The sequence below is a fragment of the Flavobacterium pectinovorum genome, assembly GCF_900142715.1.
Taxonomy (GTDB): domain Bacteria; phylum Bacteroidota; class Bacteroidia; order Flavobacteriales; family Flavobacteriaceae; genus Flavobacterium; species Flavobacterium pectinovorum.
This window is the reverse complement of sequence record NZ_FRBX01000002.1, coordinates 605866-620021: the sequence shown is the minus strand read 5'-3', so window position 1 is coordinate 620021 and position 14156 is coordinate 605866. Positions and strand designations below refer to the sequence as shown.

At 34.9% G+C, this 14156-nt stretch carries 8 protein-coding genes, 2 tRNA genes and 1 pseudogene; 1 reads left to right on the top strand and 10 read right to left on the bottom strand.

What is annotated here, in order from left to right; translation table 11 throughout:
- Positions 1–87 precede the first annotated feature (87 nt).
- The 10 genes and pseudogenes from BUE22_RS09240 to trxA form a co-directional block, all read right to left on the bottom strand.
- Positions 88–615: pseudogene (locus tag BUE22_RS09240) on the bottom strand (HAD family hydrolase); the annotation flags it as partial.
- 270 nt (positions 616–885) lie between these two features.
- Positions 886–2469, bottom strand: coding sequence for an MFS transporter (locus BUE22_RS09235; RefSeq protein ID WP_073394734.1), 1584 nt, complete (start codon positions 2467–2469; stop codon positions 886–888).
- A gap of 1 nt (position 2470) precedes the next feature.
- Positions 2471–3523, bottom strand: coding sequence for an HlyD family secretion protein (locus BUE22_RS09230; protein WP_042563355.1), 1053 nt, complete (start codon positions 3521–3523; stop codon positions 2471–2473).
- Between the two features lie 98 nt (positions 3524–3621).
- Entirely contained in the window at positions 3622–4977 is a 1356-nt protein-coding gene (locus tag BUE22_RS09225) for a TolC family protein (RefSeq protein ID WP_073394732.1), read from the bottom strand.
- 264 nt (positions 4978–5241) lie between these two features.
- Positions 5242–6063, bottom strand: a complete 822-nt coding sequence (locus tag BUE22_RS09220; protein WP_042563421.1) for an AraC family transcriptional regulator — start codon at positions 6061–6063, stop codon at positions 5242–5244.
- Positions 6064–6523: 460 nt separating this feature from the next.
- Positions 6524–6597: transfer RNA gene (locus BUE22_RS09215), tRNA-Asp, on the bottom strand.
- 560 nt (positions 6598–7157) lie between these two features.
- Positions 7158–7231 (bottom strand) — tRNA-Asp (locus BUE22_RS09210).
- A gap of 86 nt (positions 7232–7317) precedes the next feature.
- A complete protein-coding gene (locus BUE22_RS09205; protein ID WP_073394730.1) occupies positions 7318–8244 on the bottom strand; it encodes a DUF58 domain-containing protein in 927 nt (308 codons plus the stop codon).
- Positions 8241–10817 carry a M1 family metallopeptidase gene (locus BUE22_RS09200; protein WP_073395029.1) on the bottom strand — a complete coding sequence of 859 codons (2577 nt, stop codon included), beginning with the start codon at positions 10815–10817 and terminating at the stop codon, positions 8241–8243. Before BUE22_RS09200 ends, BUE22_RS09205 begins: the two co-directional genes overlap by 4 nt.
- Before the next feature lie 261 nt (positions 10818–11078).
- Entirely contained in the window at positions 11079–11396 is a 318-nt protein-coding gene (gene trxA, locus BUE22_RS09195) for a thioredoxin (RefSeq protein ID WP_042563349.1), read from the bottom strand.
- A 244-nt stretch (positions 11397–11640) separates the two neighbouring features.
- Here trxA and BUE22_RS09190 point away from each other — a divergent pair, with 244 nt between their 5' ends.
- On the top strand, positions 11641–14100 hold the full coding sequence (locus tag BUE22_RS09190) for an AsmA family protein (protein ID WP_073394728.1): 2460 nt from the start codon (positions 11641–11643) through the stop codon (positions 14098–14100).
- Positions 14101–14156: the final 56 nt, after the last annotated feature.

The window sequence follows — 14156 nt, the reverse complement described above, 5'->3', positions numbered from 1 at the left end:
ATAATCATTAATATAAAAATTACATGGCGGAAGCTGTTCTTTTGTATGCGTACTCAAAACGCCAACCACTTTCATTCCTGCATTTAAGCCCGCTGTAACGCCCGAAAAAGAGTCTTCGAAAACAATACAATCAGCAGGAGAAACGCCAACACGTTTGGCAGATTCCAGGTAAACTTCGGGATTTGGTTTATGAGCTTTCACATCTTCGCTTGACATCATAGAATCCATTTTATCGCCTATTTTTAATGTACTTATAATCAAATCAAGATTGGCTCGCGGCGCCGAAGTTGCAACAGCAGTTTTAAAACCACGAGATTTTAATTCGCTTAAAAACTCCAAATAATGCGGAATCGTTTCGACTTTGTCTTTATAAACTTCACGAAACATAGCTTCTTTTTCGTCTTCCAATAAGGTAAGTTCTTCTCCGGCAATAGAACGTTTGAAGAAATGCGTCATTATATAACCATTATGTTTTCCGTACATATGCTCTTCAAACTCTTCGTTTGTATACGGAATTTCATATTTATTAAAAAATGCCTCGAAAGCCTTTACATGATGCGGATTCGTGTGACAAATAACACCATCCATATCAAAAATAACACATTGCTGTTTCATTGTATATTTTGTTTTTAACGGTTCGCAAGATAGTTTAATAAAGTGTTATTCCACAGAGATTCACGGAGGTTTTCACGGAGAGTCGCGAAGTTTTTGTTTCACGCAGATTTTAAAAAGATTTAAGCAGATATGCGCAGATAATTATTATAATTTATTGAAAAAAAAATCTGCTTAAATCTGCAAAATCTGCGTGAAAAAATCTTCTACTTTATAAATTAAATTTATTTCAGTTTTGGAATTTGGAATTTAAAAAAAATTGGAATTTGCGTTCTAGCCAATCCAAATTTTACTTTTAACCAAAGTCATCGTTTGTCTTAAATGCTGATTACAGGCAATCAAAATAATCAAAACCACCAAACCATAACCAACGATAGTATAAATTTCCATATCAGCCAATAAAGTCGATTGTTTGGCAACGGTGCTAAAAAGTTTTTTTAACGCCAATGTATTAGAGTCATCAGCTGAATATCCTTTTGCCATAAAACTCTGTGCTGTTTTGGCTATGGTTTCCTGCGCTTCGGGATTTTCGCCGGTCACAAACTGACTTAGCTTTAAAAAGTGTTTTTTGTTTAAAAATGCCATGGCATTCTGCATCACGCAAAACCCGATTGTACTTCCCCAAAAACGTCCTGAAACCCCAACAATTCCTGAAGAAACCGCCATTTTTGCAGGAACCGACGATGTGGTAAATAATATTAAAGGAACAAATAAAAACCCAACGCCAATGCCTTGCAAAACATACGGAATTATAATATCTGATAAAGCCACATCGGGCACAAAAAGAAACGTAAACCAAAAGTGAAACAACGCAATTAGCGAAAAACCAATGATAAAAATAATTTTGGTAGAAACAGATTTCATCAGAAAATAAGCAGCCAGAATTAACCCAATTACATTCCCTAATCCGTTAATGTACTGCACGCCCGCAACGCGCGACGGATCCCAATTCCAAATAGAGAACATTGCCGAATGACATAAACTCAACGTTGCTCTGCTTATGTAAAAAAGGAAGAACAATAAAAACCCGATACGCAAATTGGCGTATTTAAAAACTTCGAAATTAAAGGTTGGTCTTTTTACCAAAAGCTCTTTAAAGATGAATAATCCTCCCGTAATCAAGGCAATCATGAGCATTAAAACCATTTGAGAAGATTCGAACCAATATTTTTTTTCGGCATAAACAAAAAAGTAAGCACCGCAGAGAATGGCTGTTAGAACCAAAATATAACTCATCCAGTCAATTTGATACAGTGGGATTTTCTTTGTAATTCTGTGTCCGCGAAAAGTAACCAGAATCAAAAAAACATTCAAAACCTGAAGTCCGCCCGAAACATACAGCATGTATTTCCAATCGTAATGATCCAGAAACCAAACGGCAATATTCATGATAAATGGCGTTGATAATAATAACGAACCATAATAAAAGGAGAAACCAATTATTATAGCGTTTTTAGAATGAAACTGCTCAATCAATAATTGTCTGATCGTAATTACCGGAAGCGCCATTAAAATTCCCTCGAGAACGCGCAGTAATAAAAACACATAAAAATTAGTAATATACGCCGATGAAACAATCGTAATTCCGATTAAGGAATACACCGCCATCAGGTAATTTTTTGCGGGGAAAAAACTCGAAAATCGGCTTTCTATTAAAATCGTGGCCAGCAAAGTTCCGTAAGTTACGCACATCGCAAACTGCAAATCTTCGGGTTCAATATCCAGAAAACTAGCTGCGTACGTTACGTTTGACGTATAAACTCCCAATAAAATCATGGAATGCAGCAAACAGACAAACAAAATAATAATGATTGCCCATTTTGGAACCCAGGATTTAAAAATACTTTTATCTTCCATTTTATTGGTGTTCTGCGATAACCGTGATGTTCATTCCGGCTCTTAAAAAATCGGCTTGTTTATCGGTTTCTTTCAACTGAATTCGAACCGGAATTCTTTGTTCGATTTTTACAAAGTTTCCTGTTGCATTATCCGGAGGCAATAACGAAAATCTCGCGCCACTTGCCGGAGATAATGATTTAATAACTCCCGTAAATTCTTTATTATTTACAGCATCGGCCTGAATTTTTACTTCCTGACCAACGGTTAAATACTGCAATTGTGTTTCTTTAAAATTGGCCGTAATCCATTTTTCTTTACTCACAATAGAAAGCAGCGATTGCCCTTCTTTGACCATTTGTCCCGGCTGCAAAATTCTTTTTCCAACCCAGCCGTCGTAAGGGGCGGTAATTATAGTATATGAAAGAAATAATGCCGCATTATCTGCCACAGCTTGTTTCGATTCTATAATCGTTTGCGCCGTAGGAACATTGGCCTGCGCTTGCGAAGTACTTAAATTAGAAGACTGAATTCGGTCCTGCATTTCTTTATAATGCGCTTGCGCCGATTCGTAATCTGCCTTAAATTTTTCTAATTGCTGAGACGTTGCCGCTTCCTCTTTTACTAAAGCCTGATAACGCTCGTATTCTAATTTTGTTTTCCAAAGATTGGTTTTTGCCGCCGCCAATTGCGATTCGCCAATAACTGTTGAAATTGCCGTAGTCGCCACATTTTTTTGAGCCACAACACTGCTTTGTTTCGCACTTTGAACATCGGCAAGAGCCACATTCAGTTTTGATTTGTATTCTCGATTATCAATTACAACCAAAGTATCGCCTTTGTGCACAAACTGATTTTCTTCAAAACGAACTTCCTGAACATAACCTGTAATTCGCGACATAATTGGCGTTACATATTGTTCTACCTGCGCATCATTGGTTTCTTCGTGATTGCTATTAAACACATAAAACCAAATTCCTAAAATGATTCCGCTTATTATAAGCGTACACGCAATAATTGTTATTATGATATGAAACGTTCTGTTTCTTCTAGTTTCATTCTTTATCTTAACCATAAAATCTATATCTTTTGTTGTCTATTTTCTATTCTCTAAATTCTATTCTCTTACCTCTTTCTTTTAACTTCTTTCTTCTTGCCTCTAAATTCTAAACTCTAACTCTGAGGCATAATCCCAGCCGTATGAAGCAATTCGTAATGTTTTAGAATCGCATCAAGTCGTGTAGAAATTTTATTGTATTTTGCCTGAAGCAATGCATTATCGGCATCCACCATTTCGGTAATTAAAACCAATTGGTTTAGGTATTTCAGTTTTACGATTCGGTAATTTTCATTCGCCAAATCCAAAGCTTTATCCACAACCACAAATTTTTCAAGGATTTCCTGATATTGTGTATGCTCCTTAAACAGCTTATCCTGAATTTCATCTTTTATAATTTCAGACTGCATTTTCTGCCATTCGATTTCTGTACTGGCTTGTTGTACTTTGGTTTTGTTTTTATACAAAGCCGAAATGTCAAAATGCGCTTCAATACCAATTTGCCCTAAAGTGTACAAATACGGATTTGGCGGGAAGAATTTGTAATTTGGATAATAAAAACCATAATTCCCGAAGAAGTTTACCGTAGGCAAATAATTGCCTTTCACCAGCTTTAGTTCTGTTTTTTTGATGTTTAATTCCTGACTCGCTATTCGCATTTCTTCATTCTGAAAAGCTTTTTCCAAATAAAAATCATACGGATCTAAACCATTCAATTCATCCATATTCGCTGTTGTATCGATGGTAATTTCTTCTGTTTCCGGAAGCTGAATCAACGTTTTTAAATCGTGAAGCGCGATTTTTATGTTTTTGGAATTTGTAAGCGAATTTAATTCACGGTCCGAAAGCTGCAATTCAGCTCTAATAACTTCGTTTTTGGTTATCGTTCCGTGTTTTTGCAGTGACTGCACTTCTTTTAATCGGCTTTTTTCTTCTTTAATGTTTTCTTCAAAAATTTTCTGAAGTTCCATCATTTTATAAATCGCCAGATAATTGGCCACCACTTCAAGCTCGATATCATTTTCGGTTTTTTCCGTTTTTATTTTGGCGATTTCACTTTCCTGATTGGCAATTTTGATGGCATTATTGATTTTATTTCCAGCATAAATTGGCATCTTAAAGCTTGAATTAACCTGATAAATTTCAGGAATTGCCTTCGTTACTTCTTTGCCATTCAAAAAACCATTGCCTTTAAATTCGGTAATATTGGTAATTCTGGAATATTCGCCGTTTAATTCGATATCCGGCAAACGAAGTTCTTTTCTTTCTTTGATATTTTGCTCTGAAAGCGTAGTCTCTAATTGAGATCTAAGGATTTTTTTATTGTTTTCTTTCGCCAGTTTCAACGCTTCATTTAACGAAACGGCATGAATTTCCTGAGCCTGTAAACTATTAAATGTCAATACAATTAGAAATAGCAACACGATTTTGAGAAAACAATCTTCTGTAGAATTTGTTATTTTAAGGAACATGAATATATAAATATTTTGATACTGCAAAGTTCCTGCATTTTTCTCATGACTGATAATTCTAAAAAGTCAATGACATATTCATTTCGGACAAGAATATTTGTTTTGATTGCCCACAGATTTTACGGATTTAGACAGATGTTCACGGATTATTTTTAGTAAATAAAATCATCAAGTAGGTTTGGCTTCAGACAATCGCATGATTTTTAAACAAAACCTGTGTAGATTCGCTCAAACCCGTCAAATCCGCGTGCCATTATTCACTTTCTATTTTTTCCTCAAAACATCCTCTCCATTTAAATAATCAGAAGGACGTTGACCGAGGATTTTAAAGAATGTATTACTAAAAGTGGGTACGCTGCTATATCCCACTTCCTGCGCCACTTCTTTAACCGAAAGTTTTCTGTCAAGCAAAAGTTCAATCGCTTTCAAAATTCTGCGAATCGTATAATATTGAATGAAAGACATTTTAAGATCTTTTTGAAACAAGCGATACAAAGAGCGTTCGCTATACCCAAATTCATGCGCCACATCGGCAAACAGAATTGTTTCGCCAAGATTGTTTTCAATATGTCTCAGGATTTTACCCAAACGCGGGTCTTTTGGCAAAGGCAATTCAAGTGGTAAATTGGTCAGGCATATTTGAGGAAGAATCGCTTTTATCGCTTTCGCAATCACAAAATTCGGACTTCCTTTTTTCAAATCACCGTTCCATTGATTGGTAAAAAGCATCATTTGAAGCAGTAAATTATTTACCGGATAAATACCTTCATTTTGATAAAATTCATCTTCATTTTTTTCAACCGGAAAATACAGATTTCGCATCATCACATTTTCAGATTTTGGATGAATGCTGTGTGCTACATTAGCCGGAATCCAGATAAAATGACGTGCCGGCAAGAAATACGTTTTGGTTTCTGTAGTTACAAAAACAACATCGCCTTCGGCATACAGCATTTGCGCTTTATCATGTTTATGTGTCGGAACAAGCAATTCTCCCATCAAATCATGATGACAGTAAATGCTCTTTTTATCAGCATCTACTTTTTTGATGTAATACTTGTCTACTTTAAAAGTTGATTGTTCCATTGAATATCTTTCTAGCGAAATTTAAATTCCAATATTTTAAAATTCCAAATTCCAAAGCTGGATTGTAAGTTCGCAAAGTAAAAACGCAAAGTTCGCTTGGGATACATAAATATAGGGAAATTTAAATTCCAAATTCCAATCTTGGATTGTAAAGATTTACCACAGCACGCAAGGCAAAAGCGCAATCCCGACACCTCGGGACGCAAAGCTTTATCAAAATCATAGCCAATGGTTTCAACCATTGGAGCGCAATGCATTTGCTTCAATATAAATAATCTCAACACGTCTCCCAAGATTGAAACCTTGGGCTATATTTGAAATACAAAAATATAAAAGCAAAAAAACTCCAAATTCCAATGATATCGGTATTTAATTGGAATTTTCTATTTGGAATTTATTTTTAGAAAACTTTCTAAAATAAAAAAGCCTTTCCGTTAAGAAAGGCTTCTCCCAATATTTGCGGTCTGGACGGGACTCGAACCCGCGACCCCATGCGTGACAGGCATGTATTCTAACCAACTGAACTACCAAACCAACTGCGTTATTGTGACTGCAAAAATACAATAGAACTTTGATTCTGCAAGGGTTTTTACGAATAAAAATTGATAAAATTTTAAAAGGTTAAATTCCAATATTTTATCCCGAAGCATCGGGACCAAATTCCAATTAAATACGCAGATCTTTGTCAAAGTTTCGAATTTTTATAGAGATTTTTCATACAGAAATATTTATCATCTTGCCAAACATAACCCGTGGTTTCAACCACGGGATACGGATTGTGATCATGATTGTGTCCCGTGGTTGAAACCACAGGCTATGTCTAAAATCCAATTCAATAAATCATTATAAGCGCAAAGGTCCGCAAAGCTATAAATAAACTTTGCGAACCTTTGCGTAAATCTTAGCGCTCTTTGCGGTAAAACCAAAAGTGTTATAAATCAAAAAAGCCATCCACAAAAGTGGAAAGCTTTTCATTGGTCTAACTACTAAACCAGCTACGAGTTACAAATTCGTAGCAAAACAACACAACTAATCTTAGATACCGTATTTGGGCAAAAAAGCCTTTCCGTTAAGAAAGGCTTTTCCCAATATTGCGGTCTGGACGGGACTCGAACCCGCGACCCCATGCGTGACAGGCATGTATTCTAACCAACTGAACTACCAAACCTCTGCGTTATTGCGGTTGCAAAGATAGTACAGAATTTCATTTCTGCAAGTGTTTTGATAAAAAAAATTAAATATATTTTTAATTCCTTAGCCAAAGTTTTGTTTTTCAACTAAATATGTAGTCAATATTTTTTCAAAATTGTCGCCCACATTTACCGGAACGTACTTAATTTGGTTCTTTGCGCAGGTTAAAGCGAGTTCTTTAAAATAACTTTCTGCTCTTTTTTCGTATTCTGCTTTTACATTATCTGCAAAAATCGATACTTCTTCTCCAGATTCTAAGTCGATAAACTTTCTTGGTGTATTGTCAAAATCAAATTTTAACTCTGTTGCATTATCAACAACATGAAACAAAATCACTCTGTGTTTGTTGTGTTTTAAATGTTGCAAAGCATTAAATAACTTCTCATCATCTTCAGACTGAAACATATCTGTAAACAAAATAATCATCGAACGACGGTGCATTTTCTCTGCAATTTGATGCAAATACGTAATCGTATCGGTGGTTTTTTGGACTTTTGGCTGTTCTAACAATTGTTCTAATTTATTGAGCAGCATTCTATGATGACGATCGCTTCCTTTTTCGGGAGCATAATATTCGTAATTATCTGAGAAAACACTTAAACCAACCGCATCCCGCTGTTTTTTTAAGATATTCATCAAAACTGCCGACGCCAAAACGGCAAACCCAATCTTCTTTTCATAAAAAGGCTGATTCGATTTTAATTCCGGATAATGCATCGATGACGAATTATCGACAATAATATGACAGCGCATATTGGTTTCTTCCTCAAAACGTTTCGTATACAAACGATCGGTTTTGGCAAACAATTTCCAATCGATGTGCTTGGTACTTTCTCCGGCATTATAGACTTTATGCTCAGCAAATTCAGCAGAAAATCCATGAAACGGGCTTTTATGCATTCCGGATATAAAACCTTCAACAACCTGATTTGCCAGCATTTCGAGATGCTGAAAACTCGAGACTTTCTCTATTTCCGTTTCAATTTTCATTCGGTTTCTTTTTTAATATTTTGGGCGCGATACAAAGCATCTGTCGCCTGAAATAATTTTCGTTTTAATATCGGACTAAAATTAGGGTTTTCTTTTAAGAATTGCTGCACTTCATCAAAAGCATATTTGGAAGAATAACGACCAATGGTTCCACTTAGCCAGTCTTTCGGAAAAAATATATCTCCGGTTCGCTGAATTTCATCGGTCAAATCCAAACAAAATCTCAAATGTTTTTGAGCGCTTTCCTGACGCAAAGGGTGAAAAACATTTCCTAAAGCAGATGAAACCCACGATTCTTTTTCTCTGTTTTTCTCTTCTTTTAATGATTGAATAAATGCATCACGAACAGATTCTTCTTTTGATAATGAAGGTAATAAAAACTCAAATCGCTTTTGCCTGTCCGGATTTGTAATTGCAGCTTTCGTTTTATTCAGAATTTCATCTGCTTTTTCATGTTTAAAGATAGCCAAATTCATAGCAATATTGGTGTAATCGTCTTCGTTTAATTTCAAATTTGCGATCACAATTTCCTTATTCCAAATCTGATATAATTTGGCTTTGGCCGAATCTGAATACGCAATTGAGCTAAATAAATTAAATAACGTTTTTTTGATATTTCCCGGCAAATTGGTCTGCAAACGATTGTAAACTACATCTTCAAATTGTTTTTGAGTGGCGTTTTGTTGTTTTTCAGTTAGAAATCTCCAAAAAATACTGCTCGCATTATTCGTCAGTATTTTTAAAACTAATTCATTTTCTTCAGTTTGAATTCCTTTTAAAAAACAATCAAAAGCTTTAGTTGGTGCAATATTTCCCGTTAAGGTATTTTCATAAAGATTACTATAACTCGATGCTCTTGCAACCTCATCTTTTAAACTTGAAATAGAGTTTAAATTATTCCCGTCAAGCGGAAAAACACCGTAACCAAAACCATTATAATTGTAAATGATATTCAATGGTTTTTCAAGCCCGATTGCCTCTTTTAAAACCGTTTTTTTATCCTTTACAGCAACATCAATAATCTTGACATTATCAACATAAACTAACCCTATTTGAAAAACCTGAGGCCAGATATTGCTAGATTTATCTTCGGCTTGTTGATTGATTTCAAACTTTTTGATTCGGTTTTTAGCATCATATTCTACTTTATCCGAAAAAATCGCTCTTCCTGATTTATTCACCCAAACTTCACTCCATTTTTTCATATCGAGCGGCGTTTCAGCATCCAGAATTTCTACGAGATTATTCCAATCTGCATTATCGTTGGCATATTTTTGAATGTATTTTTCAATTCCTTTCTGAAAAGCTTCCTTGCCCATTGTAGCTTCCAACTGACGCATCATAATGGGCGCTTTGTTGTAAATAATGCTTCCGTAAAGCGAGCCGGCATCTTTTAAATTGGCTAAATGTTGTCTTATAGGATGTGTACCCAAAGAACGATCTTCGGCGAAAGCCCCGGAATAATGTGTTGTAAAAAATTGCAGATTATGATTGATTTTCGGAAAAATCGGATTCATAATTTTATCTGCCATAAAATTCGCAAACACTTCTTTCATCCAGACATCATCAAACCATTTCATGGTCACTAAATCGCCAAACCACATATGCGAAGTTTCGTGAGCGATTAATTTGGCACGGCTTAATTTTAATTCGTCAGTCGCGGTATTATCCAAAAACAAAGCCGATTCTTTGTACTGAATAGCTCCAACATGCTCCATTCCGCCATATTGAAATTCAGGAATCGACGCAAAATCCAGCTTCTGAAATGGAAACGGATAATTAGTATATTTTTCTAAGAATTCTAAAGATTGTTGGTGCAGTTTAAAAATGGTATCGGTACTTGTCTGAAGCTTTTCGGTATTGTTTTCGCGATACAGCATTGTCATTTCTCGATTGCCCTGTTTTTGAGTGACGTTTTTGAATTTCCCGGCAACAAAGGAGAACAAATAAGTACTCATTTTATCTGATTCATTAAAAGTGTAATTGACAAAATCCCCTTTTTCAGATTTGTTGTTTACATCGGCTCCAGCCAAAACTGTCCAGTCTTTTGGAACTTGTAAAACCATATTATAAGTCGCCTTAATATCCGGCTGATCAAAACACGGAAACAACGTACTTGCACGATCCGGAACCAGTAAAGTATATAAATAATCATCGTTTCGGTTTAATGATAAATTACCGGCGATAAATGAAATTGCAATTTTATTTTTTCCTAAAATCAAACTTTCAGCAGGAATAATAATATGCCCTTTTTCGTGTAAAACGGTAATACTTTTTCCGTTAGCTTCAATTGATTTTATGTTCTGCGTTTTCTCTTTAAAATCTAAATATAATGGCTGACTTATATCTGATAAAGTCAAATGCAGCTTCATTTCCGATTTAATATCTTCATTTTTTTGATATGGAATTTCGAATAATAAATCATAAGAAACATCAGAAATTTGATGTTTTCTAAAAATAGCCAATTGTTCTGAAACTCCGTTTTCTAAAACAACACTTTCTTTTTGTTTTGATTGAGAAAAACCAATTGTTACGATTGTAAAAAAGCAAAGAAAACTATAAAAGATTTTCATTTTTCGAGGAATATTTGATTCGTAAAAATAAAAAAAGTTTGCCACGAATTGCATTAATTTTCACGAATTAAAATAGTTTAGTTTTTTTCAGATTAAAAGATTAAAATAATTTCTAATCTGTGAGAATCATTTAATCTGTGCCAAATTTTTTAATCACAATCAAAATAAATAATTCGTGAATTCGTGGCAAAAAAAACTTTATTCCAATAAAAAAGGCTTGACTTTCGTCAAACCTCTTTTATATAAATCATAATCTTACGATTACAACAAAGCGTCTAAACTATCAGAGTAAGTTTGTTTCGGAGCAACTCCTACTTGTTTACCTACTACTTCACCGTTATGAAAAACCAAAACGGTAGGTATGTTACGCACACCATATTTTGCAGCAAATTCCTGGTTAGCATCTACATCTACTTTACCAACCACTACTTTACCTGCATATTCTTCGCTGATTTGGTCAATAATTGGACCAACCATTCTACAAGGACCGCACCATGCTGCCCAAAAGTCAACCATTACTGGTTTATCTGATTTTAAAACTACTTCGTCAAAAGTAGCATCTGTTATTGCTAATGCCATAATATCTATCGTTTTTAAATTTATCGTCTGATTAACTTAAGTATCAAACTAGAGTACAAATTTAAAAATTAAAAACCAATCAAACACCATTACCAAATTAGTTTTCATTATAAATGCATTGTCATTTATTATATTAATCCCATGTTTTAAAATTGTGAGATTTAACTTAAACTACAGAATGACGTATTTTAAAAATAAGGTCAGTTTTTTATGCTATCTTTAATGTTCCGGAAACTTCATTTATATGAAAGCACTTTTACACCACATAAAAAGCTTTTTACAATCCTCTCATTTTAAGATATATGCCAAAAGATTTGGCTTTTTTATTTTAGGATGCATTGCGTTTGTGATTATTGCATCGGGCGCTTTATCGTTTTATTTTAATCGGAATAAAACCGAAATCATTGCTAAAATCAACACAAAAATTAATGAAAACATAAATGGAAAATTTCATGTTGGCGATTTTCAATATAAATTTTTAACCGGTTTCCCGAATTTTACGCTTGCGCTGAAAGATGTCGAAATCAAAGACAACCAATGGAATATCCACAAACATACTTTATTGAAAGCCAAAGAAATCGAAGTTCGTTTGAATGTTTGGAGTTTATTGCAAAACGAAATCAACATTCATAAAATGCTCATTAACGATGCAGATATTTATGTTTATAAAGCCGAAAACGGTTATTCGAACGCCAATATTTTTAAACCCAAGAAGAAAAAATCGGCAGAAGATAAATCTGATACCGAAACCAGCATTGACCAAATCGACCTCAACGACGTTCATTTTACTTTAGACAATCACGTTGGACATAAATTATTTGATTTTGAAATCGAAAGTTTAAAATCGAAAGTTGATTTTGACGGAGACGACTGGCAAACCGATGTTTACCTGAGAACCAATATAGAAAGCCTGGCTTTTAATACCGTTCACGGCAGTTTTGCGAAACAAAAAATTCTCGAAGGCACTTTTAATGTTTCTTATTCCGATGAAAAAGAAAAAATTGATGTTGTCACCAAAAATCTGAAAATCGGAACCGACTCTTTTGATATTATTGCTTTTTTTAATCTTACCGAAGGAAAAGCGCTTTTCGGAATCAATATTACCACAACGATTTTATGGCAAAATGCGTCGAATTTATTATCGGCAAACATTAGTTCGAAGTTGAACCGATTTGATTTAAAAGAAGAAATCGATGTTAATTGCGACATTAAAGGCGATTTTAATCAGGAAGGCGATCCGAAAATTGTGGTTCAGGCCGAAGTAAAAAACAACGAACTCAGTATTCCCGACGGATTAATTACCGATTGTGGTTTTAAAGGCATTTTTACCAATAATTTCAAGCCAAAAGACGGTTTTAACGACGCAAACTCTGCCGTAATTTTAACCCGATTTTCGGGTAAATACAAAAATATTCCGCTTACAATTCCACAGGCTGTGATTAATAATTTAGAAAAACCACTGGCAACCGGAATTGTAAATTCTGATTTTGACATCGAGAACCTCAATGAAGAAAATACCGAAAAATGGATTCATTTTACCGAAGGTCACGCTTCGGCCAACTTAAAATTTCAATTTGATATTGTCGATTTATACATTACCAAACCCCGTTTTATTGGCAATGTAAACGTAAAAGATGTTTCTTTTCATTTTATTCCAAAGAATCTTCACGCCGAAAAAGTAAACGTTCAGCTCGACTTTACCGAAAAAGCGTTATTGATTAAAAAAATCGCTTACAAACACAACAAAAACATCATTTATCTGGAAGGCAAAATCGATAATTTCCTGAATTTATATTACGACGCTCCCGAAAAAATGATTGTAAACTGGGATATTTATTGCCCCAATATTGACTTAAAACAATTTTTAGGCGTTTTGGCAAGTTCACAAAAAAAGAAAGTCACTGCAAAAAAAACCACAATGTCTGACCAATTGCGAAACGCCATCGAAAAATGCATCGTAGACATCAACATCAAAGCTGATAAAATAAACTACAATAAACTGACCGCCACAAACACAAAAGCCGAAATCCAGATGATCGATTCACGCCTTGTAATTAAAAATGGTTCACTTCAAACTTCCGGCGGAAGCATTACTTTTAATACTACAATTTCGCCAAATGGCAAGAACTATAATTTTGTCTCCAACGCGCAGGTAAATCGTGTAGATATTGCCAGTTTTTTAAGGTCGTTCAACAATTTCGGAATCACCTCTTTTAGTCCCAAAAACATAAAAGGCAGATTGAGCAGTCACGCCAATGTGAGTGGTTTTATCAACAGTCGGGGTGAATTACTGACCAATTCGATGCACGGAAAACTAGATTTTAAAGTGACTCAGGGCGCTTTACTCAATTTTGAACCGATTGTAAAAGTAGGTAAATTTGCTTTTCCGTTTCGCGATGTTCAGAACATAACCTTCAGCGATTTATCCGGAAACCTCAACATGCGCGGCGAGCAAATTGATATTAACAACCTCCTTATCAGTTCTAATGTGCTCAACTTAGACATTAACGGAATTTATTCTTTTGGCCGAGGCACCAATCTCGCCCTCACCATCCCACTCCGAAACTCTAAAAACGACGCCAAACTTGCCAGCCAGGAAGAACGCGACGCCGTTCGTGATCGCGGAATTGTCCTGCATTTGGTTGCGGTGGATGATGAAGGGAAAATGAAAATTAAGTGGGGGAAGAAGGGGAAGGATAAGTAGGCAATATTACAATCTGATTAATAATGAAAACAAAAAAATATTATACGATTTACACT